This is a genomic window from Rhodococcus sp. NPDC019050, from assembly GCF_055664235.1.
The window spans coordinates 17,804-42,832 of record NZ_JBVOON010000014.1; the positions used below are offsets into that span (position 1 = coordinate 17,804).

Consider the following 25,029-nt stretch of genomic DNA (forward strand, 5'->3'; position numbering starts at 1 on the left):
GAAGGGCGCGCACTCCGGTCAACGCAGAATTGAGGGCAACGAGGGCGAAGTGCCTGCCCGGAATCCGAGTAATCGGAACGATGCGGGGTACCCGACGGCATGTCAACCAGTTCTCGAGGCCCAGGCGAGTCGAACCCCGACTACTCGCCCTCCCCGCGGCACAGCGGCGCCTCTGTCCCCTCGTCGGGCACGACGCCGGACCCCGACTCCCCCGGCGATCTGCACCCCGACCTCGAACGGCGTAAAGGCATCAGGCACACCCGGACCGGTGCTCTCTGGATTGCGCTGCTGGCCGGCATCCTGATCTTGGTGTTGTTGTTGGTATTCATCCTGCAGAACCTCGACAGCATCACGCTCGAACTGTTCGGCTGGAACTTCTCGCTTCCGCTGGGTGTGGCATTGCTGTTCGCGGCGATTGCCGGAGCGGTGATCGTCGGACTCACCGGAGGTTTGCGGATCCTCCAACTCCGCCACGCCGCCAACCGCCAGCGCACACTCACGACCGGACGGTAGAACAGCGACGAATATGCCGGCTGGGAGGATCAGCCGGCATATTGCCGTGTGAGCTCGGTCCCGATCCGCGCGAGTTCTTCCTGCACCGTCGCGGGGTCGAGCACCTCGACGGCCCCGCCCCAACCGGCGAGGTTGCGGGCGATGTCGCGCGGAGTCGGTGCAGCAACGAGCACCCGGCTCCGCCCGTCGTCGAACTCCGTGTCGATATGGCAGTGGCGGCCGAAGTGGTCGCGCAGGATCGGGACGTACCAGGTCTCGATTAGGACCGTTGCCCAAGTGCCGGAACGCTTTTGCTCGACTGCTCCCACCACCTCGCTCCACGCCCGGTCGAGCGCGAAGTCGTCCGGACGTTCCGCGGTCTCCTCGGTCGCTTCGACCTCGGCGATCCGGTCGACGCGAAAGGTGCGCTGCCCACGCTCGGTGCCCGCGATCAGGTACCAGATGTCATCCTTGTCCACGAGGCCCCACGGAGCGACCGAGCGCACCGACCGGTCCCCCAGCGCATTGGTGTAGGTCAGCCGCACCTTCCGGCGGCGCACGACGGCGTTCTGCAGCAGGTCGACCGAGTCCGGCCGGGGTCGGTCCAGTCCACTCCACCCGGTGCGGTCGCTCATGACGGCGCCGGCAGCCGCTTCCGCGTCGGCACGAAAGGTGTGCGGCAGGGCGCGGACGAGCTTGCGCAGAGCGGTCCTGGCCTCCCCCGAAATCGCGGCCGACGGGCCGACCAGTAGAAACAGCGCCTGCGTCTCGGTGGCCGACAGTCCACTCAGATCGGTACGGGCGCCGCCGACCAGCGCCCAACCGCCGCCCCGCCCGGGTTGCGGGTAGACGGGGATCCCCGCCACCGCCAGTGCTTCGAGGTCTCGCCGGGCCGTCGCCACCGACACCTCGAGTTCCTCGGCGAGTTGCCCGGCGGTCACCCGCCCCCGCTGCTGCAGAAACAACAGGGCGGCGACGAGACGGTCTGCGCGCATGACTCCAACTATCCCCGGAAAAGTGCTCAGTTGATGAGCACTTCACGGAGAAGAGTGGATCTCACCGGAAGGAAAGAGAAAGGAACATCCACCATGTTGCGAGGACTGACCACCACCAACTTCGTCGTCGACGACCTCGACTCTGCCGTGTCCTGGTACACCGAACTCCTCGGCATCGAGCCCTACTTCGTCCGTGAAGCAGAGGGGACGACGGCGTACGCGGAATTTCGCGTCGGCGACTTCCAGCACGAACTCGGATTCATCGACCGGCGGTTCACTCCTCCGGGACGAAGCAGTGCGGAACTCGGCTCGGCGCTGACCTACTGGGCCGTGGACGACGTCCGGGCGGCGTACGAACGCTTGCTGTCGATGGGCGCGTCCCCGCACGAGGACGTCACCGAGCGCGGACCGGGATTCGTCACCGCGTCGGTCGTCGACCCGTTCGGCAACGCGCTCGGCGTGATGTACAACCAGCACTATCTCGACACCGTCGCGTCGACGAAGGGCGAATGAGATGGACGTCGTGGCGAGCAGCGCCGAGGTGTGGCGTGACTGGCTGGAAACGCACGGCCGGTCCGAGACAGAAGTCTGGTTGATCATCGCGCACAAGGACAGCGGACGGCCGAGCCTGCGGTACCACGAGGCGGTCGAGCACGCACTCTGCTACGGCTGGATCGACGGCCTGCACCGCAAGCACGACGCTCACAGTTCGCGGCTGCGGTTCAGCCCCCGGCGGCCGAGGAGCACGTGGAGTGCGCTGAACCGGGAACGCGCCGAGCGGATGGTCGCGCAGGGCCTGATGACCGAGGCAGGGCAGGCAGCGATCGACCTCGCCAAATTGCGGGGCACCTGGCAGGCAACGCCCGCCGATCCGCGCGAACGGGCGCAGGTCCGGGGCCGTCGCCGCTGAGCTGAATTATCGGAAGTGCACGGCCCCGAACCGTTTTCGGTTCGGGGCCTTACGCCGGGCTGGTCGACGTCCGCGACAACCGGTTCAGGGCCGGCGTCCCTTGCGGAAGTAGCGGATCGGTCCGAAGAAGTTCACCGCGATCACCAGCGCCCACTTGAGTTTGCTGCCGTTGACCTTCTCCGCCGGACGTGTCGCGAGATCCGCCCAGGCCGTCGCCGCCAACGACAACTGCACCGAGGCGAGCGTCAGAACCAGTGCCTTCTTCCACGGCGCCATCTCGGCAAATCTGGTCTTCTTCGACGTGCGCGCCGTCGCATTCCGGCTCATCGTTCCTCCTGGTGTGACATAGCGATCACGGGCGCGACAACCACGCCCGATATCATCATTCGTACAGCACCACACGGAAAAGGCAGATGAACCCCCAAAGCGACACCCTGACTTCGACCAGCGAGACCTTCGGTACCGATCGGATCGATCCCACCGACCTCGAAATCTGCCTGAGAGTTCTCGACCAGGCCGCCGAGCTGCACGCCGAGCATCCGGACGCCCTCACCGTGCAGCGCGCGGTCGGGCACATGTTCAAGAAGTTCAAGCAGATGCGGCGCAAGGAAACGCGCGGACGCAAGGCCGCGGCGGACCGCGAGGTGATCGCTGCGACGGCCACCGGATCCCCCAACCGGATCGACGACGAAACCGCGGGTGTCCCGATCACCTCGTCGACGAACGGGGCGAGCGCGGGCACGCTGCTCCGCCCACGCCCCTGCTACATCTGCAAGGACCGGTACACGCAGGTGGACGCCTTCTACCACCAGCTGTGCCCGTCGTGCGCCGCCGAGAACCACGCCCGGCGCGACGCCCGCACCGACCTGACGGGCCGCCGCGCGCTGCTCACGGGTGGTCGCGCCAAGATCGGGATGTACATCGCGTTGCGATTGCTCCGCGACGGCGCCCACACCACGGTGACCACCCGGTTCCCCAACGACGCGATCCGCCGCTTCTCCGCGATGGAGGACAGCAGCGACTGGCTGCACCGGTTGCGCGTGGTCGGAATCGACCTTCGCGATCCCGCCCAGGTCGTCGCACTCGCCGAGGACGTCGCCGCACAGGGCCCGCTCGACATCCTCATCAACAACGCCGCCCAGACCGTGCGCCGCTCCCCCGGCGCCTACTCGGCGCTCGCCGAGGCCGAATCGGGCCCCTTGCCGGCGGGACCGCTTCCGGAAGTGCTCACCTTCGGCAAGCCGTCCGACGCGCATCCGGCAGCCCTCACCGGGGCACTCCCCTCCGAGTTGTCCGGCGACGCGTTGACCTCCCTCGCGCTGGTAGCCGGATCCGCGACGGCCGAGCGGGTCGCCGCCGGGATCGCCGTCGACGCGGGTGGCCTGCTCCCCGACCTGGTGGACACCAACAGCTGGGTGCAGACCGTCGGAGAGGTCGAGCCGCTCGAACTCCTCGAAGTGCAGTTGTGCAACTCGGTTGCACCGTTCATCCTGGTCAACCGGCTGCGTCCGGCCATGGCTGCCTCCCCTGCCCGCCGCAAGTACGTCGTGAACGTCTCCGCAATGGAGGGCCAGTTCGCAGGTCGCCGCTACAAGGGTGCCGGCCATCCGCACACCAACATGGCGAAGGCCGCGTTGAACATGCTCACGCGCACCAGCGCGGAGGAGATGCTCGCCGACGGCATTCTCATGACGGCGGTCGACACCGGCTGGATCACCGACGAGCGTCCCCACCACACCAAGATGCGCCTGGCAGAGGAAGGGTTCCACGCTCCTCTCGATCTCGTCGATGGAGCGGCCCGCGTCTACGACCCGATCGTGCAAGGCGAGGCCGGCAGGGACCTGTACGGCTGCTTCCTCAAGGACTACCGTCCCGCGCCGTGGTGACGGGACCGCAATTCGCACGCTGAGACACATTCGCACGCTGAGACAATGGAGACGAACCGTCCGCCGTTTCGCCGCCCGAGGAGAGTCATGTCTGTCGCCGTGGTCCATACCGAGAGCCCCGAGGGGCGTGCCGCACTCGTCGCCGCAGCGCGCGAAGCGGCCGATCGGGACGAACGGCTGATCGTGCTGCACGTGTTCGACGACGACGGTGCTGTCGCTCACGCCCAGGAGGAGTCGGTGCGTACCGCCATCCGCGAAGTCCTCGGGAACGACGACTGGGATCTCTGCACCGAGGTGCACGACGGCGATCGGGTCGGCGCCGTGATCGACCTGGTGGCGCGCAGCGGCGCAGAACGGGTCGTGGCGGGTAGCCGCGGAAAGAATGCCGTCGGCAAGTTCCTCCTGGAACGTCCGCTGCAGCGCCTGCTGATCGAGGTGGAGGTACCGGTTCTCATCGTGAAGGCGGCCTGAACCGACCGCACGGCCCGGCGACGACTTCGGTGCGCCGGGCGACCATACGATGTGACGCACTTCGCAACCGGACTTACCCGGCAGTAGGGTGAGGTGCATGACTGCCTCACGAGAACTCGACATCGTCGTCTACGGCGCCACCGGATTCGTCGGGCGGCTCACCGCCGCGTATCTCGCTGCGCACCTCCCCACCGGCGTCACCGTCGGGCTCGCGGGCCGATCCGCCGAACGCCTGGAGAAGGTGCGCGCGGAACTGGGCACCGAGTGGCCGCTCCTCGAGGCGAACGCCGACGACCCGGCGTCCCTGGCGACGCTCGCCCGCTCGACCCGACTGGTCATCAGCACCGTCGGTCCGTACGCGAAGTACGGGCTGCCCTTGGTGGAAGCATGCGCAGAGGCCGGCACCGACTACGTCGACCTCACCGGCGAAGTGCTCTTCCACCGGGAGAGCATCGACCGGTTCGACGACGTCGCCCGCCGCACAGGGGCACGCATCGTGCACTCGTGCGGTTTCGACTCCATCCCGTCGGATCTGGGAGTCCACGCACTGTTCCGCGCCGCAGAGGCGGACGACGCCGGTGCCCTCACCGACACGACGTTCGTCCTCACCTCGATGCGCGGCGGCATCAGTGGCGGCACGATCGACTCGATGCGGCTGCAACTCGACGCCGTGCGCAAGGATGCTGCCGCGCGCAAGATCGCGGCCCGGCCGTACTCCCTGTCGCCCGACCCCGCGCAGGAACCCGATCTCGGTCGCCAGAACGACTTCGCCATGGTCGACGGCAAGTCCATCGCCCCGGAACTGAGGGGCTGGAAGGCACCGTTCGTGATGGCGTCGTACAACACCCGCGTCGTGCGCCGCAGCAACGCGCTCACCAACTGGGCGTACGGGCGAAAGTTCGCGTACCGGGAGGTGATGAGCGTCGGGTCGTCCGTGTTCTCTCCCGTGCTCGCCGGAGTGGTCGCGGCGGGGAGCGGAGCACTTGCGGCGGGACTGGCGTTTCCGCCCACCCGCTTCCTGCTCGACAAGGTACTGCCGGCTCCGGGTGAAGGCCCCTCCGAAAAGACCCGGGAATCAGGTCATTTCACCGTCGACCTGTACACGACGACCGGATCCGGTGCGCGCTACACCGCGCGGTTCGCGGCGCAGGGCGACCCCGGCTACAAGGCGACCGCGGTGATGCTCGCAGAGTCCGCTCTTTCGCTCGCCTCCGGAGGCGCCGCCCTCCATGCGGGCGGCGGTGTCCTCACACCTGCGGTCGCGTTCGGCGACGTACTGTCCGACCGGCTACGCGACGCAGGTTTCGAGATCTCCGCCCGCCGACTCTCCTGACGGCGGTCAGCCGCCGGTTCGGGCAGCGTTCCCCGCGTCGACCGGGATCACGACGCCGCTGAGGTGAACGCTGTCCTCGGCCGCCAGGAACAGGACGGCGCGGGTGACCTCGAACGCGTCGAGCCACGCCACGGGTTGGACGTGGAGGGACCGGAAAACCGGTTCGACGTCGTCTGCTGTCGGGGATTCCAGATCCGGACGCATATGGCCGTAGAGCGTGTCGTTGTGGATCATCGGGGTGCTGATGTTGCCGGGCGCAACAGCATTGACGGTGATGCCGTGCCGGGCGAGGTCGAGCGCGGCGCTCTTGGTCAGCCCGATCACCCCCCACTTGGATGCGGCGTATGCAGCGGTGTTGGTGCCTCCCTGACGGCCCAGCATCGACGACACGGTCACGATCCGGCCGTAACCGCGGTCGATCATTGCCGGCGCCACTGCCCCGATGGTGTTGAAGACGCCGGTGAGATTGCTGCCGATCACCTCGTCCCACTGCGGAGACGTGGTGCGCTGGACGGACCCCATCAATGTCACTCCGGCGTTCGCAACCGCGATGTCGATGCGGTCGAATTCGGCGAGGGCAGCATCGACAGCGGCATCCATCGCGACGCGGTCGGCCACGTCCGCCTTCACGACGAGAGAGCGGCGCCCGGCCTCTTCGACCAGGCGGGCGGTCTCCGTCAGGTCTTCGGGGGTCGCCATCGGATATGTCAGCACCTCGCGGTCCTCACAACGGTCGAGCAGGACGACGTCGGCTCCCCGTTCCGCCAAGGCCACCGCGTGCGCACGGCCCTGTCCTCTCGCCGCGCCGGTTACGAGTGCCACTCTGCCGTCGAATCCGTTCAAGACGATTCCTCCACATAGGTTCGATGAGCGCGTAGGGGTCCGATGAGCCCGTAGGTCGGGGCTCAGTAAGCCACGTCGGCCGGGGTGAGCCAGGGCACATCTCACACAGCGAGACGACCCTCTGCGCCCCGCCGAAGGGATGGATCGGACACACCGGTCACGCGCTCCCCTACCGAGCGCACTGCACCGGCCGATCGACGGCCGAGAACTCGCGGTCACCGGATTGTGGTCGATGGAACGGGTTATGCTCGACCGGTCGCCGTGCGTCGCGGTGACATCGGCGAAATACGAGGACGGCAACGTGGGCGCGACAAGCATCGAGGCGGCTCCGGCCACCCTGCTTGCCCTCATGTCGTTCTGGCCCACGCGTAGCCACGCGTGCTTCGATTGTCTGTGTTGCACCGAGGTCTGTTGCTGAGCGGTTCACCCCGCTCCTTCCGGTACCCCTCACCGAGCCCGGCTCGGTTACTTTCGGACTTTCGGAGCTCTGCTCATGTTCAATCTGCTCGTATTCACGTTGGTCGGCGCCGGCGCCCAGTTGGTCGACGGTGCCCTCGGCATGGCATTCGGTGTCACGGCGACGACCCTGCTGATCTTCAGCGGTATCGGCGCCGCTCATGCCAGCGCCGCGGTCCATCTCGCCGAGGTCGGCACCACGCTCGTCTCCGGCGCGTCGCACTGGAAGTTCCGCAACATCGACTGGAAGGTCGTGTTGCGGCTCGGCGTTCCCGGGGCGATCGGTGCATTCCTCGGCGCAACGGTGCTGTCCAGCCTGTCGACCGAGGCCGCCGCACCCGTGACCGCAGCGATCCTGCTGACGATCGGCGTATATGTCGCCCTGCGGTTCTCCGTACGGCCACCTGCCGTCGCGCACGCACGGACGTCTCCGCACACCGCCAAATTCCTCTCGCCGCTCGGCTTCTTCGGCGGTTTCGTCGACGCGAGCGGCGGAGGAGGCTGGGGTCCGATCACCACCAGCACGTTGCTGTCGCGGGGAAAGACGGCGCCGCGTACCGTGATCGGTTCGGTGAGCGCCTCCGAGTTTCTCGTGGCGATCTCGGCGAGTGTCGGTTTCCTCATCGGACTCGGGCACGAATCGCTCGGGAACCTTCTCGTGGTCGCCGGTCTCGCGCTCGGTGGTGCGCTCGCGGCACCGCTCGCCGCATGGCTGGTCAGCCGGATCCCGGCCACTCTGCTGGGTACTGCGGTCGGTGGGCTCATCGTCCTCACCAACGCTCAGAAACTGTTCGACGTCTTCGATGCGAGCCGCATCGTGTCGACCTCGATTTCGTGCGTGATCGTCTCCGCGTGGGCGGCACTGCTGGTGGTGTCCTGGAAGCGTTCCCGGCTCACCCGGGCCGAGACCACCGGAGTACTGGAACGTCTCGACGTGCTCGAGCCCGTTCCTCTGAGGGACGCCACGGGCGACGACGTGCGAGACCGGCGTCCCTGACCGCTCGGCCGGCACGTTCCGCTCCACAACGTTCAGCTCCCTCCGCGGCGGTTTACCCGCTACCATCCCGGCGTGATACAGAACCGGATACACATTGCCGTTCCTGTTCTCGTTGCCGCCGCACTCGTCCTCGGGGCGTGTTCGAGCGGTCCTGCGGTGGCCGACGCCGGGGAGACCGGTGATCTCGCCGCGCCCGGTTCCTCCGCGAACAACCCGGACTACGTCGCTGCCGTCCGAGCGCGTTTCGCGGACTGTGCGGCCATCGGTGCGACGCTCGCGCCCTATGTCACCGGACTCGTGGCCTCACCGTCCGCCAGATTCGACCCTTCCGGTGTGTACTGCACCTGGGCAAACACCGCCACGACCGGGTCTGCCGGATCCCGCGCCGTCGAGGTCCTCGTCGAACCGGGGAACGGCGTGGTGGCGACCGCCTCCGCCGCGACCACCGGGCTGGCGATGATTCCGGACGCTCGGATCGAGTCCCTGGGCGGGCTCGCGTACAGCATGTCGGTCTCCACCGCCGGGACCGCCTACACAGCGACGAAAGTCGAACTGCCGCAGGTATCGGTGTCGATGACCGTCGGGGGTCGCGGCGAGCAGCCCGCGTTGAGCGGGCCCGCCGCCGTCCAGGCCGCCAAAACGCTGCTCGGGTTGTAGCTCGGGGCTCGTGGAAGAGCCGCGTCGACCAGCCACTCAGCCGGGCGCGAACATGTCGTCGTCGAGAGACCAGTGCTGTCCGAATGCTTCCCGGCCCGCCGCAGTGACGGTGAGGCCGCGACCGCGGCGTGCGGGCCGGACCCAGCCGGATTCGACGGCGTGACCAGCCAAGAGGGCACCGAGTCGGCCTGCGAGATGCGGACGCCGCTCGGTCCAGTCGGGACATGCCCGGCACAGCGGCCGACGGGACGACGCGCCCGCGGAGATATCCAGGCCGATACCGCCGAGTCGGTCCAGCCCGAGGTTCGTCGCCTCCAGTCCGTTCCCCTCGCGTAGCCACCCGCCGCGGACCATGGCGTCGGTCAGCGCCACTCCGAGACGTCCGGCGAGATGGTCGTAACAAAGTCGTGCCTGCGCAAGGTCTTCGGCCTGGCGAGATTGCCGGTACGACACCACGGGAGCGGAGGGACACAGGTGGCCGAGCTGTTCGAGTGCGTCGGCAACGGAAGGTCCGGCGAGACGATAGAAACGCTGCCGGCCGCGAGCCGTGGCCACGATGAGACCCGCATCGCAGAGAATCGCCAGATGTTCGCTCGCGGTCGATGCGCTGACCCCGGCAGCGGCAGCCAGTTCGGATGCCGGCCGACTGGATCCGTCCATGAGCGCATTCAGCACGACGGACCGCGCGGACGCCGACAACGCGTGTCCGATCGCCGAGAAGTCTTTGTTCACAAAGCAAATGTAGAGCCGCGACAGTTCGGCGCACGCCGAAACTTTGCTCGGATACGTTTCCGGCATGACTCGACACCACTACACCGCCCGTATCGGATGGCACGGCACGACGGGAGCAGGGTACGGCGGGTACTCACGCACTCACACCGCTACTGCCCCGCCTGCAACGCAGGAACTCTCTCTCAGTGCTGATCCGGCATTCCGCGGAGACGCGGACCTGCTGGACCCCGAACAACTCCTGGTCACGGCTGCCTCCTCCTGCCAGTTGCTGTCGTTTCTCGCGGTGGCTGCCCGGGCCGGTCTCGACGTGCGCGCCTACGAGGACGTGGCCACTGCTGTGCTCGATACCGGTGGCGTGTCTCCGCAGATCGTCGAGATCCGCCTCGCGCCCGTGGTTCGTGTGGCCGCGGGAACCGATCACGAGCAGGTGCGCGCCGCTGCCGCCTCCGCGCACCGCGGGTGCTACATCGCGAACACACTGACGTGTCCCGTTCACGTCGAGGTGACGGTGGTCGACGCATGAACGTCTTTCGCGATATCGAGGTGGCGCTGCCCGACGAGCCGGGTGCCCTCGCGCATTTCGGTGAGCTCCTGGGCAGCGCCGGGGTGAGCCTCGAAGGCGGAGGAGTCTTCACCTTCCGAGGCACAGCAGTCGCCCATTTTCTCGTCGGTGACGCCGAGACCGCGGGCCGGGCACTCGACGCGGCAGGCCTCGGGCCGGTGACGATCCGGCCCGTGGTGATGCTCGCGCTCGACCAGGAGGTGCCCGGCCAACTGGGTGCCTTCACGCGCTGCCTTGCGGACGAAGCGATCAATATTCTCGTCCAGTACAGCGACCACGACCACCACCTCGTCGTCGTCACCGACCCTGCGCGCCATGATGATGCCGCGCGCGTCGCCGCGGCCTGGACCGCCGGGTCCTGCCGCACGCACTAAGCGACAGGCGTCACCGCGGCGCGATGCGCGGTCAGATGGCTCTGAGGTTTGGGCCGTCACTTCGGAGACGGCTGATTGCCCGTGTCGTGTGCTGGTCCGCCGGCAAGAATACGATGATCTGTTGGGCATCCGGGTCGGGGAGCTCGAGTGTTTCCCTGTCGAAACGGAAATCCTCGCCACGAACGCGGATCCGGACCGGGGCGTTGTCCGGGGGGAGATGTTGGTCGAGCCGGCTGGTGAACTCGGGTCCGACCGAGGGTGCGAGTTCTGTCTTGAACCATTCCGACGCGCCCGCAGAGGGGCCGAGCCAGAGGTTGAAGGCTTGCTCGTCGGCGACTCGAACCCAGTCGGGGAAGGTGCCGCGGGCACGGTGATCGGTGAAGACGTAGCGGGTCAGGTTGGGTTCCTCGGCGTCGAGCACCCCGGTTGGTCCCATGATGGCCTGGAAACCGTGCGTATAAGCGAGGATGTCCCCGAGTCGGTTGGTGAGCGTTGCAACCCCTGGCTCGATCAGGTCGAGGATCCGCCGCACCGACGGACGAACCTCACGCGTCGGACGTTCCGGTTCGGTGTGCGCGGCACAGGCTCCCCCGGTGATCTTGGCGAGGTAGGCCATGTGTCGGCGTTCCCGGGCATCGAGGCGCAGTGCGTCGGCGATAGCGTTGATCACTGGGCCGGTCGGATTGCGGTCGCGGCCTTGCTCGATGCGGGTCAGGTATTCGACGCTGATCCGGGAGCGGGCTGCCAGATCGGATCGCCGCAGGCCGGGAGCCCTTCTGCGGCCATATTCGACAATCCCCAGGTCAGCAGGCTGGGTATCGTCCCGTTTGGCGCGAATGAAGTCACCCAGAGGTGTGCCCATGGCTCGAAGATACGCTTCGCCGCCCGGGGGTAAGGGGCTTCAGGGTGGCCCAGCGGGAGCTAGCTTGCGCTCGGCCTGTTCGGTGCCGTAGCAGTACCGGATCGTAGACGGCATGACACAGTCAGTGCCCTCGAAGGAAGCAGCTGCCATGTCCCTGCCATCCGTGGTGTTCGGGTTCGGTGCCCACAGCCACCTCGCGGAGAGCGACGAACTCATCGACCTCGCGCTCTTGGCCGACAGGTCCGGCTTGGACATCTTCAGTCTGTCCGATCATCCCTACATCGGGTCGCGCATCGACGCCTACGCCGCCCTCGGGTTCGTCCTCGGCCGCACCCACCGGCTCTCCGGATTCGCCAACGTCACCAGCCTGCCTACCAGGCCGGCGCCGATGTTGGCTCGCACCATTACCTCCCTGTCCGCGCTCACGGGCGGCAGGGTCGTGCTGGGCATGGGTGCCGGCGGCATGTTGGACCGCATCGCTGACATGGGAGTCGCCCCGCTCGACGGTGGCCAGGCCGTGGAGGCATTCGAGGAGGCAATCGTCTTGGTCAGGCGCCTCTCCGACGGTGGGCCCCCGGTGACCTTCACCGGCAATCACTACAGGGTCCGTCAGATCGATCCCGCACCCGTTCCCCCGCCCCCGATATGGACCGGATCGGTCGGTCCGAAATCCCTCGCCGCGACCGGCCGGGCCGCCGACGGTTGGATCCCCGGCCACGCCGCCGACTGGCTCTCCCACCGGTATCGCGAGTCCCGGCGGATCATCGAGGCCGCAGCAGCCTCGGCCGGTCGTGACCCGAAGGAAGTCCGGACCGTGTTCAACCTGCCCGGACAAATCACCGGCAAGCCCCTCGCAAGACCCGGGACGCCGCCAACCGGTGGATCGGAGGCTCTACCGAGCAGTGGATCGAGGAGCTCACCGCCGCGGTAACCGACCACCAGGCTTCCGGTTTCATGCTCTTCTCTCCACGAGGTGGGACTCCCGACGCGGCATCACTCGAGATCTGGTCTCGCGAGATCGCCCCCGCGGTGCGCGAAGCCACCCTGACAATCCCATCGAGCGCCTCCTAGTGTCATGCATTCATCCATCGCCGTCAGCAACGCGAAGGCACCCGGTCCGGTCAGCGATCACCGAGGTCAATCGCTCGATACCCGTCACCAGGCCACACACGGTGCACTACCCTGAATCCAGAGCGCGACCGAATTCGATTGCCCGACAAGGACAATCGGTGCATTCGCGTGGATTGTCCGCACTCGGCCGGACACGAAACCGGCATTTCACCTCAAGGGAGATCTCATGTCCACTGTTCCCGCACGCCGCGCCTGGAACCCGTTTCCGGAACTGTCCGACTTCTTCGATTCGATCGGCGGGTTCCGCCCGACTCTCGGCAACAACATCATTCGCGTCGAGGACGAACTGGCAGACGGCCGCTACATCGTGCGCGCCGAAATGCCCGGCCTCGATCCCGACAAGGACATCAACGTGCAGGTCAACGACGGGCGGCTCGAGATCTCGGCCGAGCGCACCGACAAGAAATCGGACAACGGCCACTCCGAGTTCACCTACGGTTCCTACCGGCGCAGCGTCACCCTCCCGCGCGGGGCCAAGGAGGACGACATCGATGCCTCGTACGCCCAAGGAATTCTGACCGTGTCCGTCGGTATCGGCGACGCCGACTCGTCTGCGAAGAAGATCGAGGTCAAGAAAGCGGACTGACGCGGACGTCGGCCTGTGCTTCCGCGTTCCTGGTGAGGACACCGCGTGCGATGAGAGCTTGCGCGCAGATATAGGTGATCATGATCCAGAAACCGGTGGCGGGCAGCGAGAACCCGTCGACGAAGGCGTTCAGCGCGATCAGCGAATCCGAGATCACGAAGACGACCGCGCCCCACGCGACGGTCCGGGACACGCCCGTCGCGAGAACCGCCATCGTGGCGATGCACACTCCGTAGATCGTCACCGCGACGACAAGTGCCCCGGCGCCCGGCGCACACACCGCGATCAGAATCACCACTGCCGCGGCGTACGGAGCGAGAAGCCACCGGTTCGTGCGGATCACGCTGCGGTCGCGGTAGGGCAGGAACGCGGCGATATACGTGATCTGGGCACACAGGAAGAACCCGATCAGCACGAGGAATGCGGTATCCCCGTCGAACAGGTCCGGGGCTGCGTCGCCGAGCCACGAGAACACCAGCGCGAGAAGCGTCAGTGTCACCAGCCGATCCCGGGGACGCACGGTCCGGGCGGCCACTCCGAGCGCGAGCAGCGGCATGAGCAGCCACTGAGTGGACTCGGTCACGAAGGAATCAGGGTCCACCAGCTGGGCGACGAGGTGCGCCACTGCGACGGCCGCGAAGGCGACGAATGCGGCGGTAGCGGCCGCAGTGCGGTTCACCGCTCGCCGCCGTCACCCGTGGACACCGCGCTGCCGACGTTCGTAGCCGTAGCGCCGGCAGACTCTTGTTCGCCCACACCGTCGAACGCATCGAGAATTCGTTGCGCCGCCAGAGCCGCGGTGAGCGATCCGTCTTGCACCGCCGCCTCGACCTCGCCCCGGATCGCCTTGACCCGCGGTGCGGATTCGAGACGCCGCAGCAGCTGGTCGTGCACCATCGTCCAGGTCCAGTCGATCTGCTGCCGGCGGCGCTTCTCTTCGAAGCGGCCCGCCTCGGTGAGCACGCGCCGATGTTCGAGAACGGTGTCCCAGAAGGTGTCGAGCCCGCTGCCCTCGAGGCCGCTCATCGTGATGACCGGCGGCTTCCACAGCGCGTCGTGCGGGTGCACCAGGCGCATCGCCCCCGCGAGTTCACGTGCTGCGACCCGGGCGTCGCGCTCGAACTTCCCGTCGGCCTTGTTGACCGCAACGAGGTCGGCGAGTTCGAGGACACCCTTCTTGATGCCCTGCAACTGGTCGCCGGTGCGGGCGAGGGTCAGGAAGGTGAAGCAGTCCACCATGTTCGCGACCGTCACCTCGGACTGCCCGACACCGACCGTCTCGACGAGGATCACGTCGAATCCGGCCGCCTCGAGCAGCACCATCGTCTCGCGGGTCGCCTTGGCGACTCCCCCAAGGGTGCCCGCCGTCGGCGACGGCCGGATGAAGGCGTCGCGTTCGACCGACAACCGGGCCATGCGGGTCTTGTCACCGAGAATCGAGCCGCCGGTGCGGGTCGACGACGGATCGACGGCGAGTACCGCAACCTTGTGCCCCTGTGCCAGCAGATACATCCCGAGGTTGTCGATGAATGTCGATTTGCCGACGCCGGGGACGCCGGTGATGCCCACTCGGATCGCGCCGCCCGCCTCCGGGAGCAGGCGCAGCAGCAACTGCTGCGCCTGTTCCCGATGGTCGTTGCGGGTGGACTCGACCAGGGTGATCGCCTTCGCCAATCCGGCTCGCTGTCCCGCGAGCACGTCGTCGGCGAGAGCGTCCGTATCGACCGGAGGTCTGCCCATGCCCATCTATCCCTGGGCGGGGTGGCCGAGCTGGGCCGCCAGCTTGGTGAGCAGTCCGGCGGCAGCGTCGGCGATCACGGTGCCCGGCGGGAAGATCGCCGCGGCCCCGGCCTGGTAGAGCTCATCGAAATCGCCGGGCGGGATGACGCCGCCGACGACGATCATGATGTCCTCGCGGCCCACCTCTGCCAGTGCCTGCTTGAGCGCGGGAACCAGCGTGAGGTGACCCGCGGCCAACGACGACACACCGATGACGTGCACGTCGTTGTCGGCCGCCTGCTGGGCGACCTCTTCGGGGGTCTGGAACAGCGGTCCGACGTCCACGTCGAAGCCGAGGTCGGCGAAGGCGGTGGAGATCACCTTCTGACCGCGGTCGTGGCCGTCCTGTCCCATCTTCGCGACGAGGATGCGCGGCCGGCGGCCCTCCTCCTCCGCGAACTTCTCGACGAGTTCCGTTGCCGTGGTGATGTTCGTCGCCTTTCCGGCCTCGTCGCGGTACACGCCGCTGATCGTGCGGATCTCGGCCTGGTGCCGCCCGTAGACCTTCTCGAGGGCGTCGGAGATCTCTCCGACGGTCGCCTTGGCGCGGGCCGCATCGATGGCGAGGGCGAGCAGGTTGTTCTCCATGCCGCCGTCGGTGGACGCGGCGGCCCGGGTCAATTCGGCGAGTGCGGCCTGCGTGGCCGCCTCGTCGCGATCACCGCGAAGCTGCTGGAGCTTCGCGAGCTGCTCGGCACGCACCTTCGAGTTCTCGACCTTGAGAACCTCGATGGTGTCGACCTCGTCGGGCACGTACTTGTTGACGCCGATCAGCGGCTGACGGCCGGAGTCGATGCGGGCCTGGGTGCGCGCCGCTGCCTCCTCGATGCGCAGCTTCGGGATGCCTTCGGAGATGGCCTGCGCCATGCCGCCGGCTTCCTCGACCTCCGCGATGTGCGCGCGGGCCCGGTTCGCGAGTTCGTGGGTGAGCCACTCGACGTAGTGCGAACCGCCCCAGGGGTCGATGGGCCGGGTGGTCCCCGACTCCTGCTGCAGCAACAGTTGAGTGTTGCGGGCGATGCGGGCCGAGAAGTCGGTCGGGAGCGCGATCGCCTCGTCGAGTGCGTTGGTGTGCAGCGACTGGGTGTGCCCCTGTGTCGCGGCCATCGCTTCGACGCAAGTACGTGCGACGTTGTTGAACACGTCCTGCGCGGTCAGCGACCATCCCGAGGTCTGCGAGTGGGTGCGCAGCGACAGGGACTTGGCGGACTTCGGTTCGAACTTCTCGACCAGTTCGGCCCAGAGCAGGCGACCGGCGCGGAGTTTCGCCACCTCCATGAAGAAGTTCATGCCGATGGCCCAGAAGAACGACAGACGCGGCGCGAACTTGTCGATCGCCATACCGGCGTCCAGACCCGCCCGGATGTATTCGACACCGTCGGCGAGCGTGTATGCCAGTTCCAGATCGGCCGTCGCTCCGGCCTCCTGGATGTGGTAGCCGGAGATCGAGATCGAGTTGAACTTCGGCATCTTCGCGCTCGTGTACGAGAAGATGTCGGAGATGATCCGCATCGACGGCTTCGGCGGATAGATGTAGGTGTTGCGGACCATGAACTCTTTCAGAATGTCGTTCTGAATGGTTCCGGCCAGCTGCTCGGGCTTGACGCCCTGCTCTTCCGCCGCCACGACGTACAGCGCGAGAATCGGCAGCACCGCACCGTTCATGGTCATCGAGACCGAGACCTGCGACAGATCGATACCGTCGAACAACTGACGCATGTCGAGAATCGAGTCGATGGCCACACCGGCCATGCCGACATCGCCCTGGACGCGCGGGTGGTCGGAGTCGTAGCCACGGTGCGTCGCGAGGTCGAAGGCGACCGAGAGGCCCTTCTGGCCGGCCGCGAGGTTGCGCCGGTAGAACGCGTTGGATTCCGCCGCGGTGGAGAATCCGGCGTACTGGCGGATCGTCCACGGCTGGTTGACGTACATCGTCGGGTACGGACCCCGCACGAACGGAGCGATACCGGGGTAGCTGTCGAGCGGATATCCCTCGGCGACCACGGCGTCACGGTCGGCGCGGGTGTAGACCGGCTTGACGTCGATGCCCTCGGGCGTGGACCACACGACCTGGTCCTTGGTGTACAGATTGGCGGCGGCAACGGACTCGACGAGTGCCTCGGACTGCTCCCGCGTGGGAGCGGGCGTGGCCTGTGCCGCGGGGTCCGCCAGCGGGACGTCGGCGAAGCTGCCGATCGGATGTTCGATACTCACTTACGCTCCCAGGGTGTCGAGCAGGTCGGTCAGCGCGGCAATCGCGTCGATACGGGCAGTGAGGAAGCCGTCCGGCCGGCTCTCGCCCTGCACGTCGCCCACGGCTTTCTCCGGACCCGCGAGCAGCACGGTGGTGATACCGGCGGCGCGCAGTGCGGCGGTGGCGGTCGCGGCCTCTTCGCCGTACCGGGCATCGGTGCCGCACAGGATGGCGATGCTCGCGCCGGAACCGCTCACCACGCCGGCGAGTGCATCGCCGCTGAGGTCGAGCGGGCCCGGGTTCACAGTCTCGATGCCGCCCGAGGCCATCAGGTTCGCGGCGAACGTGCTGCGGCCGTTGTGCTCGGCGACGGGACCGAGCGGTGCGAGCAGCACCTTCGGGCGGGCGCCGTGTGCTGCGAGGAACGCGTCCGAGCGGTCGCGCAGTGCCTCGAACGGCGCCGCGTAGCGGGCCGCGAACGTGCCTGCCTGCGAGGCTCCTTCCGGCAGCGGCGCCTCCGCGAGGTTGGGGAACTCGTTGATGCCGGTGAGCGAAGTCTTGCGGTGCGCGATGTCGGACTCGCGCTGCGCGCGGGTCGCGGCGATCCTGTCGGCGACAAGTCCCGATTCGAGGGCGGCGCGGTATCCGCCGGCAGCTTCGATCTCCTGGAAGAACTCCCACGCCTTCACGGCGATCTGCGCGGTCAGTTCTTCGATGTACCAGGAACCGGCACCGGGGTCGAGGACCCGGCCGAGGTTCGATTCCTCGAGCAGCAGCAACTGGGTGTTGCGCGCGATACGTGCGGCGAAGCCTTCGGACACACCGAGAGCACCCGCCGGCAGGGCAGCGTCGAACGGCAGCACCGTCACCGCGTCGGCACCGCCGACACCGGCGCCGAACGCGGCCAGCGTGGTGCGCAGCATGTTCACCCAGGGGTCACGCTGCGCCATCATCGCCGCCGACGTGACCGCGTGCTGCGGCGCGTTTCCGGCCTCGGGCGCGCCGGCCACCTGGGCGATGCGCGCCCACAACTGCCGGCCGGCACGGAACTTGGCAATGGTCTGGAACTGATCGTCGGTAGCGGCGAGGCGGAACTCGACCTGGCCGAGTGCCTGCTCTGCCGATCGCCCGGCGGTGATCAGGTCGCGGACGTACTCGAGACCGGCAGCGATCGACGCGGCGAGTTCCTCGGCGTCCGACGCTCCCGCGTTGTGGAATGCCGTGCCGTCGACGGTGAGGGCACGAACCGTGCCGGTGCGTTCTGCGGCCGCCGCGGCCAGTTCGATCGCCTCCGCCACGGTGATATCGGCGCGACCCGAGAACGCACTGGTCAACGGCGCGGCCCCGAGCGAGAGCCGGACCGCGTCCGGGTCCGCGATGTCGGTGCGGGAGTCGACGACCGCGTACAGAGCCGCCGCTGCCGCGACCGTGTCGGTTCCGGCGTCGATGGTCACCGGTGCGAGGTCGAGAAGCACCTTTTCCATTGCTGCGGCCAGGGACTCGACAGGAAGGTCGGTGCCCCCCACTCGCAACCAGAGCGCACTGACGCCGTTCTCGAGCGCGTCCAGAATGCGCTCGTTGACCTTCTTGGCCGTGCCGTATCCGGTCGCAGCGACGTCCCCACCGAACTGCGCGGAGACCAGCCAGCCGGTGGTGACGTCACGGGTGGCGGAGCCCCCACGCACGAAGGGGAACTCGCCGGGCAGCGGAACGTCGGGGCGTTCGTCGCGGATGCCGTAGAGGGGATTGACCGTGACACCGTCGTACGTCGTTGTCTCGAGCAAGCGCTGCGGCTCGGGTCCGAGTTCCGCGGGGTCGACGCGCCGGGATTTCGCGAGCACTCCCGCGACCGCATCCTGCCACTGCGCATATGCGCGCGCGGCGTCCTCGGCTTCTGCAGCTAATGACACGTGCGATTCCTCCTACTGCGGCATGCAGGATCTGTTCGGCGGCGCTGTCGGCCGGGGGCGGATGATCCCGAAAAGGTTAAACCTTTGTCGCTGTGATGCTAGCCGCACACTCTGGACACTTGCTGTGGGGATTCCCACAGATTCTCTAACGATAGATAAACAGCCCGGCACCGTGTGACCGGGCACGCGCCCGCCTGCGGCTTCGGCGACGGCCTCGGACGCCGGAGTACGCTCACACCCCGTGACGAGGATTATCGGAGACCGCAGGATTCTCGGGGTCCTCGTCCTACTCATCGGACTGATCGCTGTCGCCCTGCTGGTTCCGTTGCCGAGTGTGAGCCGGATCCGCGAGTGGTCCGAGACGATGAACGGTCCGGTTCTGCTTGTCGCGTTCTTCGTCGTCCACGCGCTCGTGACCATTGCTCCGGTGCCGCGCACCGTCTTCACCCTCAGCGCCGGCGTGCTCTTCGGAAGCCTGACCGGAATTGCGGTATCGGTCGCCGCGACCACTGCGAGCGCGATCCTGGCGTTTCTGCTTCTTCGTGCGGTCGGCCGCGACGCCGTCGCGGAGCACCTTACGCACCCGACGGCGAAAGCGATCGACCTTCGCCTCGCTCGTCGCGGATGGCTTGCGGTCGGGTCGCTGAGGCTGATCGCGGCAGCACCGTTCTTCGTCGTGAACTGCTGCTGCGCGGTGTCGTCGGTGCGATTCGTGCCGTACACGCTCGCGACGCTGGTCGGCATCCTCCCGGGCACCGTGGGGGTGGTGTTGCTCGGCGATGCGCTCACCGGGCAACCCGACCCGGCTCTGATGGTGGTCAGCGCCGTGTGTATCGCCTTCGGTATCGGAGGCCTGCTGCTCGAGGCCCGCCTCCCCGAACCTGCGGGCTCCGCTCTGGACGCGATCGTCGATCCCGCGTCACACTCGACTCCGAAGGACTGACAACGGATCTCGGGTCGCTCGTCGCCCTCTCCGTTGACCGCAGGAAGTGCGGCACGTTCGCGAGCGGAGGAACATATGACGACGTACGAGTCCATCCGTGTCGAATCGGAAAACCGTGTGACCACAGTCGTCATGGCGCAACCGGCTCGCCGCAATGCAGTCGACGGCGCGATGGCCGCGGAACTCGCGCGAGCCTTCGAAGACTTCGACGCCGATCCCGATGCCGACGTCGCCGTGCTGTACGGCGAGGGCGGGACGTTCTGCGCGGGCGCCGATCTCAAGGCCATCGGAACACCGCGAATGAACGCCGTGGCGGTCACCGGCCACGGGCCGATGGGACCCACTCGGCTGAGCATGTCGAAACCCGTGATCGCGGCCGTCGAGGGTTACGCCGTGGCCGGTGGGCTCGAACTCGCGGTCTGGTGCGACCTGCGCGTCGCGGCCTCCGACGCTGTCTTCGGTGTGTTCTGCCGGCGCTGGGGAGTACCACTCATCGACGGCGGCACCGTGCGCCTCCCCCGTCTGATCGGGGAAAGCCGTGCGATGGACATGATCCTGACCGGCCGACCGGTCGACGCGGCCGAGGCACTGACGTTCGGTTTGGTCAACCGTGTGGTCGAGCCCGGGACGGCCAGAGCGACCGCCGAGCAACTGGCCCGGGACCTGACGCGATTCCCTCAGACGTGCATGCGCAACGATCTCCGCTCTGCGCGCGACCAGGCCGGCCGCACCGAGCAGGAGGCAATGGCCCTCGAGATCCGGTTGGGACTCGAATCGCTCGCGGCCGACACCGAGTCGGGTGCCGCTCGATTCGGCAGCGGTGAGGGACGCCACGGCGGGTTCTCGTAGGTCGGCCGAGTTGTATCGGCATGAACCGCGCGATTATTTTGCGGGAGTCTTCCGGGGCCGGCCTCGTCGTGTCGTCCGCGCGGGAGACGGACTCGTCGACTCTGTCTGCGGCTGATCCTCCTCCGCCGGTACCTCCGGCGGAGCGTCGCGCCAGCTGATCTCGATCTCGATTTCGGTTTCGTCGCCGTCGACCTCGATTTCGAACTCCCAGCGGACTCGCTCGGCAATCACCGTTTTCACGGAGTCACCGGACGATCCCAGTTCCACCTCCGGGCCTTCGGCGAGAGCACGGCCGAGTTCGATCAGCCGGTCGGACGCTTCCTTGCGGGAAAGCTCGGACGTCTTCTTGATCTCCAGCTTGGGCACGGCGACTCCTGACCTCGGCGCAGCGTGCACTCACCGTAACCGCAGTCAGGCGGCCGTCCGGCCCGAACGAGTGGAAGCGCGGGCAGCTCTCCAGCGGCCCGAGTAAACATGTGCGAGCACGGCCCGCTTCGTCGCCGGCCGTGCGAAACTCGATGTCGGGACAGCGCACCGGGTACCGGTCCGGTTTCCCGCTCGCACCGATCGACGAGAAACGCATCAGCGAAGCGGCGGGGGTCAATTCTGCGTCGGGATCGTTCGGGCTCTCCTTCGGCCTCGCCTTCGCCGGCGCTCTGATGCTGGCGACCCTGTCCTTCACTTTCACCGCCATGGCGGAAACGAGCACCGTTCTCCCTCCGTCCGAGCAGCACCGGGTCGCGCAAGTCCTGGAGGACGACGCGCAGGTCGTCAGCAACACACAACTCGAGAGCCTGCTCGTCGAGCAACCCCCGACGATCGGCGACGAGATCGTTCGGATCAATACCGAGAGCCGACCCCTCGCTCTGCAGGTCGCCCTGCTCATTCCGCTCGTCGCAGGGCTCGCCGGAATTCTCACGTCGCTCCGGATGGGGCGTATCCCCCCGCCCGGTCCCTCTCCCGGGCGAATCGGGCGAAAAACGGGACGGCGCCTAGGCTCGGGCCTCACCGACCAGTCCGGCCCTGCGCCGGGTCGCCTCGGTGATCGCGGACCAGTCCTGGTGGCCCTGCCCGTGGGCCAGCGCATCGACGAACACATCCTCGAGCACGCTTCCGAACGGCAAGGTGACGTCGGCCGCGTGCGCCTGGGCGCGCGCGAGGCGCACATCCTTGAGCCCCAGAGCCAAGCCGAACCCGTTCGGCTCGTACGTGCGCGTCGAAATCATCCGGCCGTAGCCCTCGTACACGACGCCCGGGAAAAGGCTGTCGTTCATGATGTCCATCAGCAGTTCCGGCGATCCACCCACCTTCTCGGCGATGGTGGTCGCCTCGGCCATGGCCTGAAGGGCATTGGCGATGAGGTAGTTGCCGAGAATCTTCAAGATGTTGGCCTGCTTGGGGTCTTCCCCCACCCGCCACGTCCGACGACCGATGGTGTCCAACAGCGGCGACACCTCGTCGACCGCGGTCGCCTCCCCTGCCGCGAGGACCGTCAGATTGCCTGCGTCGGCGACTTCTGCGCGCCCGAAAACCGGGGACGCCACGTAGCGCGCGCCGATACCTGCCAGCGCCTCGGTAGCGTGGTTCGCCATCTCGGGGCTCACCGTCGCGAGATTGACATGGATGGAGCCCGGCTTCATCGCGGCGAGGGAGTCGGGTGAGAGCACGGTGCCGGCGAAGGCGTGATCGTCGGCCAGCGCGCTGCACGAGACCGGCAACCGGAGCGCGTCCATCGGAGAAGCAACCTCCCTGCCCCCGTACTCGATTACGCTGCCGGCCTTGCCGGAACTCCGATTCCACACGGAGACGGCGTTTCCGGCACGTGCCATATTGCGGGCCATCGGGGTTCCCATGGTGCCCAGGCCCAGAAATCCGATCTCCACAGCAGAGTCCTTCCCATCGGGAAAGCGTTGTGTTCGCAGAATTCACCGTAACGCCGCCGACGCGGGCACCGGGGCCGCTCCACGGAAGTGGTACCACCGTGCCCGATCCGCGCGGCCGGGCCGAAACCCCTGGGCTCGGACAACTGCTACGTGCGCGACCCGTACCAGCCGACGATCACCGAGCGCGCCCCCGAACACTCCAACATCGTGCGTAACGGTCCACCCGTGCAGATCTGACGGTCGAGTTCCCGCTGCTGTACTCGCAAATCCCGGTCGTCGGGCACTCCGACGAGGATCTCGACGGGGGCGTTGCTGCGCTCGCCCTCCAGGAGGAGTTGCTCTTCGTGCACCGCGTGGACCGGGACGTCGTCGTTGCCCGCCGTGTCGCCGAGGATCAGTGCAACGTAATCCACTTCGTCCTCGTCGTCGTGACACACCACGAGGCGACTGGGACGAGACGCAGGCGACGACGGGCATTCGATCGTGAGGACATCGGAGAATCCGTAACTCTCGACCGGGCCGGTCTCGTGTCTTTCCGCCGCGAGGTTGACTCGTCGCGCCGTCCAACTGAAGAATCCGGTGTCGGGCTTGGCCATCGCTCGTTTGCCCTCCTCTGATAACTGCCTCGAGGGTTATTCGTCGCCGGAGCGCACAAGGACGGGTGCTGTCTGCGGGCGGGGCCCGGGCGCCGCACAGTGCCAGAGCGCAGCGGCATGTCGAGGCCTCACCTGCAGAGGGGCCTTCGGCAACGGCGCAGGTTCGAGCGCGTCGAACGACGACTCAGCGGGAGCGGCGCTTCTGACGCATGTTGGCCGCGAACTCCTTGGCCTTGCGTTGGTTCTCCGGCTTGGACGCTTCGCGCTTGATCACCTGGATTGCCTTGACGGCGACACCGCCTTTGATGACCCGGCTGAGCATTCCCATCGTGTGTCTCCTGTGGTCCGAACCCTCGGCCGGACATCGAACCAACCGATTGTTCCAACGGTACAGAGTCGATGCGGGCGGCGCGACCGGACGCGGTGCCGGAGGGCCCAACAATGCGCCGGGGCCTCTCCGGAGCGAACGGACCTGCGGCGGCCGAACCACAGAAGTTCCGTAATATCCAGGCCCGAAGGTCCCTGATCAGGCGACGATCGATACCTTGTGCATCGGCATCTTCGTACAGAGAATCACCGCATGGGGAACTTCGGGGTGCCCGCCGCCCTTTCGGACGACGAAATCGTCGAAGGCTTGCACTTCTGGCGGAACCGCCTACATCACTTCACCTCCGAAGCGGCTTCCGAAGGAGACAAGGACGCCGAAGAGGCTCGCACCGTCCTCGAGGAATTCACGCACGAGGCTCAGCGGCGCGGGCTGCTCTGACCGGCCGCATGCACTGTGCTGCTCGCTGGTCGGTGCGGTCTTCGCCCTTGCTGATCCTGCGCTGTCGATGCCGCGCTCCGATTCAGCTGGTTTCGGATTCTCGGCCCGCCCTTTGCGGCGTTACGCGAACCGCCACAGTCGGTTCCTCCGCGTCTGCCGGGTCGGACGGGGCCGTCGGGTCCACGACCAGCACGGGCACGGGACAGTGCGCGGTGAGGTATTCGGCCACGCTGCCCATCATCCGGGTCGTCATGCCACGGCCGCGTTTGCCGACGACCAGCACGTCCGCCCGATGGTTCTCCGCGTACCAGCGCAGGCACTGCCCGGCCGGACCGGCGAGGATCGCATAGCCCGTGGGGACATCTCCCGCAGCCGAGGCCGCATCGCTCAGGCGGTGCTTCGCCCGCTCGATCAGCGACGAGTCCGGATCGCTGGCGTCGTCGTAGGACACCACCGCAACCAATTCGAGGGTGCCACCGCTGCTGCCGAACAAGCGCAGCGCCGACGCCAGTGCGTGCTGGGCCTCCATGGAACCGTCATACCCGACCATCACGCGTAAACCGGACGCTTTCGCGGTGTCGGTGCCCCAGCTGCCGACAGGCGTCACCTCGACCGAGCGGGGGTTCCGTTCGATCCGCTCGTACGCGATGGGGACGAACAGCGGACCGAGGATGACCGCGATGAGCGTCCAGCGACCATCGTGTCCGCGACGCGCCATCCACAGGCCCGTGAGCAATCCGATGAGCACCCACACGACGAGAAAGACGGCAAAAACGGTCCAGTTCACGAATTTCTCCTCGAATACGTTGCGGCAGCCCGGCG

Annotated in this window: 29 protein-coding genes and 1 pseudogene; 16 read left to right on the forward strand and 14 right to left on the reverse strand. The window is 67.3% G+C overall.

The genetic code is table 11. From position 1 onward, the window contains the following. Window positions 1-99 precede the first annotated feature (99 nt). The gene (locus AC0B44_RS15120) at window positions 100-513 is read left to right on the forward strand and encodes a LapA family protein (protein WP_471903661.1); all 414 of its coding nucleotides are present in this window, start codon (window positions 100-102) and stop codon (window positions 511-513) included. A 29-nt stretch (window positions 514-542) separates the two neighbouring features. On the opposite strand, the gene AC0B44_RS15125 is transcribed toward AC0B44_RS15120, so the two are convergent. Beyond that, on the reverse strand, window positions 543-1,487 hold the full coding sequence (locus tag AC0B44_RS15125; RefSeq protein ID WP_471903662.1) for a helix-turn-helix transcriptional regulator: 945 nt from the start codon (window positions 1,485-1,487) through the stop codon (window positions 543-545). Between the two features lie 93 nt (window positions 1,488-1,580). Between AC0B44_RS15125 and AC0B44_RS15130 the strand changes: the two genes are divergently transcribed. Beyond that, entirely contained in the window at window positions 1,581-2,000 is a 420-nt protein-coding gene (locus AC0B44_RS15130) for a VOC family protein (protein WP_471903663.1), read from the forward strand. A 10-nt stretch (window positions 2,001-2,010) separates the two neighbouring features. Next, complete coding sequence (locus tag AC0B44_RS15135; RefSeq protein ID WP_471903664.1) at window positions 2,011-2,397, forward strand: YdeI/OmpD-associated family protein; 387 nt, start codon at window positions 2,011-2,013, stop codon at window positions 2,395-2,397. Between the two features lie 84 nt (window positions 2,398-2,481). On the opposite strand, the gene AC0B44_RS15140 is transcribed toward AC0B44_RS15135, so the two are convergent. Beyond that, complete coding sequence (locus AC0B44_RS15140) at window positions 2,482-2,724, reverse strand: hypothetical protein (protein ID WP_471903665.1); 243 nt, start codon at window positions 2,722-2,724, stop codon at window positions 2,482-2,484. A gap of 86 nt (window positions 2,725-2,810) precedes the next feature. Between AC0B44_RS15140 and AC0B44_RS15145 the strand changes: the two genes are divergently transcribed. The 3 genes from AC0B44_RS15145 (at window position 2,811) to AC0B44_RS15155 (ending at window position 6,087) form a co-directional block, all read left to right on the forward strand. Continuing rightward, on the forward strand, window positions 2,811-4,283 hold the full coding sequence (locus AC0B44_RS15145; protein WP_471903666.1) for an SDR family NAD(P)-dependent oxidoreductase: 1,473 nt from the start codon (window positions 2,811-2,813) through the stop codon (window positions 4,281-4,283). A gap of 87 nt (window positions 4,284-4,370) precedes the next feature. Further along, window positions 4,371-4,754, forward strand: a complete 384-nt coding sequence (locus tag AC0B44_RS15150; protein WP_471903667.1) for a universal stress protein — start codon at window positions 4,371-4,373, stop codon at window positions 4,752-4,754. Between the two features lie 97 nt (window positions 4,755-4,851). After that, window positions 4,852-6,087 carry a saccharopine dehydrogenase family protein gene (locus AC0B44_RS15155; RefSeq protein WP_471903668.1) on the forward strand — a complete coding sequence of 412 codons (1,236 nt, stop codon included), beginning with the start codon at window positions 4,852-4,854 and terminating at the stop codon, window positions 6,085-6,087. Window positions 6,088-6,093: 6 nt separating this feature from the next. Here the strand turns inward: AC0B44_RS15155 and AC0B44_RS15160 are convergent, their stop codons facing one another. After that, window positions 6,094-6,930 carry a mycofactocin-coupled SDR family oxidoreductase gene (locus AC0B44_RS15160; protein WP_471903669.1) on the reverse strand — a complete coding sequence of 279 codons (837 nt, stop codon included), beginning with the start codon at window positions 6,928-6,930 and terminating at the stop codon, window positions 6,094-6,096. A 493-nt stretch (window positions 6,931-7,423) separates the two neighbouring features. On the opposite strand from AC0B44_RS15160, the gene AC0B44_RS15165 reads away from it, so the two are divergent. Together AC0B44_RS15165 and AC0B44_RS15170 are read left to right on the forward strand one after the other, a co-directional pair. Then, entirely contained in the window at window positions 7,424-8,383 is a 960-nt protein-coding gene (locus AC0B44_RS15165; RefSeq protein WP_471903670.1) for a sulfite exporter TauE/SafE family protein, read from the forward strand. Window positions 8,384-8,455: 72 nt separating this feature from the next. Then, a complete protein-coding gene (locus AC0B44_RS15170) occupies window positions 8,456-9,040 on the forward strand; it encodes a hypothetical protein (RefSeq protein ID WP_471903671.1) in 585 nt (194 codons plus the stop codon). Between the two features lie 36 nt (window positions 9,041-9,076). Here the strand turns inward: AC0B44_RS15170 and AC0B44_RS15175 are convergent, their stop codons facing one another. After that, window positions 9,077-9,772, reverse strand: a complete 696-nt coding sequence (locus tag AC0B44_RS15175; protein ID WP_471903672.1) for an ArsR/SmtB family transcription factor — start codon at window positions 9,770-9,772, stop codon at window positions 9,077-9,079. Between the two features lie 64 nt (window positions 9,773-9,836). Here AC0B44_RS15175 and AC0B44_RS15180 point away from each other — a divergent pair, with 64 nt between their 5' ends. Further along, window positions 9,837-10,295 (forward strand): OsmC family protein, encoded by a 459-nt coding sequence (locus tag AC0B44_RS15180; RefSeq protein WP_471903673.1) that lies wholly within the window; start codon window positions 9,837-9,839, stop codon window positions 10,293-10,295. Next, a complete protein-coding gene (locus AC0B44_RS15185; RefSeq protein ID WP_471903674.1) occupies window positions 10,292-10,708 on the forward strand; it encodes a hypothetical protein in 417 nt (138 codons plus the stop codon). The genes AC0B44_RS15180 and AC0B44_RS15185 overlap by 4 nt, the downstream gene beginning before the upstream one ends. 31 nt (window positions 10,709-10,739) lie before the next feature. Here AC0B44_RS15185 and AC0B44_RS15190 read toward each other — a convergent pair whose 3' ends face one another. Beyond that, a complete protein-coding gene (locus AC0B44_RS15190) occupies window positions 10,740-11,570 on the reverse strand; it encodes a helix-turn-helix domain-containing protein (protein ID WP_471903675.1) in 831 nt (276 codons plus the stop codon). 148 nt (window positions 11,571-11,718) lie between these two features. Between AC0B44_RS15190 and AC0B44_RS15195 the strand changes: the two genes are divergently transcribed. After that, window positions 11,719-12,501, forward strand: coding sequence for an LLM class flavin-dependent oxidoreductase (locus AC0B44_RS15195; RefSeq protein WP_471903676.1), 783 nt, complete (start codon window positions 11,719-11,721; stop codon window positions 12,499-12,501). A 366-nt stretch (window positions 12,502-12,867) separates the two neighbouring features. Next, window positions 12,868-13,287: an Hsp20/alpha crystallin family protein gene (locus tag AC0B44_RS15200; protein ID WP_471903677.1), complete on the forward strand. Its 420-nt coding sequence runs from the start codon at window positions 12,868-12,870 to the stop codon at window positions 13,285-13,287. Here the strand turns inward: AC0B44_RS15200 and AC0B44_RS15205 are convergent. From AC0B44_RS15205 to mutA, 4 genes are read right to left on the reverse strand one after another with little or no spacing between them, the layout of a single operon-like run. Beyond that, entirely contained in the window at window positions 13,271-13,966 is a 696-nt protein-coding gene (locus AC0B44_RS15205; RefSeq protein ID WP_471903678.1) for a lysoplasmalogenase, read from the reverse strand. The two genes, AC0B44_RS15200 and AC0B44_RS15205, sit on opposite strands and share 17 nt — an antisense overlap. Beyond that, window positions 13,963-15,027, reverse strand: a complete 1,065-nt coding sequence (gene meaB, locus AC0B44_RS15210; RefSeq protein ID WP_471903679.1) for a methylmalonyl Co-A mutase-associated GTPase MeaB — start codon at window positions 15,025-15,027, stop codon at window positions 13,963-13,965. Before meaB ends, AC0B44_RS15205 begins: the two co-directional genes overlap by 4 nt. 6 nt (window positions 15,028-15,033) lie before the next feature. Beyond that, a complete protein-coding gene (scpA, locus tag AC0B44_RS15215; protein ID WP_471903680.1) occupies window positions 15,034-17,280 on the reverse strand; it encodes a methylmalonyl-CoA mutase in 2,247 nt (748 codons plus the stop codon). Beyond that, the gene (mutA, locus tag AC0B44_RS15220; protein WP_471903681.1) at window positions 17,281-19,170 is read right to left on the reverse strand and encodes a methylmalonyl-CoA mutase small subunit; all 1,890 of its coding nucleotides are present in this window, start codon (window positions 19,168-19,170) and stop codon (window positions 17,281-17,283) included. Between the two features lie 241 nt (window positions 19,171-19,411). Here mutA and AC0B44_RS15225 point away from each other — a divergent pair, with 241 nt between their 5' ends. Together AC0B44_RS15225 and AC0B44_RS15230 are read left to right on the forward strand one after the other, a co-directional pair. Further along, the gene (locus tag AC0B44_RS15225; RefSeq protein WP_471903682.1) at window positions 19,412-20,113 is read left to right on the forward strand and encodes a TVP38/TMEM64 family protein; all 702 of its coding nucleotides are present in this window, start codon (window positions 19,412-19,414) and stop codon (window positions 20,111-20,113) included. A 75-nt stretch (window positions 20,114-20,188) separates the two neighbouring features. Further along, window positions 20,189-20,962 (forward strand): crotonase/enoyl-CoA hydratase family protein, encoded by a 774-nt coding sequence (locus AC0B44_RS15230; protein ID WP_471903683.1) that lies wholly within the window; start codon window positions 20,189-20,191, stop codon window positions 20,960-20,962. Window positions 20,963-20,995: 33 nt separating this feature from the next. Here the strand turns inward: AC0B44_RS15230 and AC0B44_RS15235 are convergent, their stop codons facing one another. Beyond that, window positions 20,996-21,328, reverse strand: coding sequence for an amphi-Trp domain-containing protein (locus AC0B44_RS15235; protein WP_471903684.1), 333 nt, complete (start codon window positions 21,326-21,328; stop codon window positions 20,996-20,998). A gap of 188 nt (window positions 21,329-21,516) precedes the next feature. Between AC0B44_RS15235 and AC0B44_RS15240 the strand changes: the two are divergent. After that, window positions 21,517-21,936 (forward strand): annotated as a pseudogene (locus tag AC0B44_RS15240) (MFS transporter); the annotation flags it as partial. 18 nt (window positions 21,937-21,954) lie between these two features. Here the strand turns inward: AC0B44_RS15240 and AC0B44_RS15245 are convergent. The 3 genes from AC0B44_RS15245 to AC0B44_RS15255 form a co-directional block, all read right to left on the reverse strand. After that, window positions 21,955-22,845, reverse strand: coding sequence for an NAD(P)-dependent oxidoreductase (locus tag AC0B44_RS15245; RefSeq protein ID WP_471903685.1), 891 nt, complete (start codon window positions 22,843-22,845; stop codon window positions 21,955-21,957). Between the two features lie 146 nt (window positions 22,846-22,991). After that, window positions 22,992-23,441, reverse strand: a complete 450-nt coding sequence (locus AC0B44_RS15250; protein ID WP_471903686.1) for a hypothetical protein — start codon at window positions 23,439-23,441, stop codon at window positions 22,992-22,994. A gap of 184 nt (window positions 23,442-23,625) precedes the next feature. After that, on the reverse strand, window positions 23,626-23,769 hold the full coding sequence (locus AC0B44_RS15255) for a hypothetical protein (protein ID WP_471903687.1): 144 nt from the start codon (window positions 23,767-23,769) through the stop codon (window positions 23,626-23,628). A 252-nt stretch (window positions 23,770-24,021) separates the two neighbouring features. On the opposite strand from AC0B44_RS15255, the gene AC0B44_RS15260 reads away from it, so the two are divergent. After that, on the forward strand, window positions 24,022-24,207 hold the full coding sequence (locus tag AC0B44_RS15260) for a hypothetical protein (protein WP_471903688.1): 186 nt from the start codon (window positions 24,022-24,024) through the stop codon (window positions 24,205-24,207). Between the two features lie 82 nt (window positions 24,208-24,289). On the opposite strand, the gene AC0B44_RS15265 is transcribed toward AC0B44_RS15260, so the two are convergent. Beyond that, window positions 24,290-24,994 (reverse strand): universal stress protein, encoded by a 705-nt coding sequence (locus AC0B44_RS15265; RefSeq protein WP_471903689.1) that lies wholly within the window; start codon window positions 24,992-24,994, stop codon window positions 24,290-24,292. Window positions 24,995-25,029 lie beyond the last annotated feature (35 nt).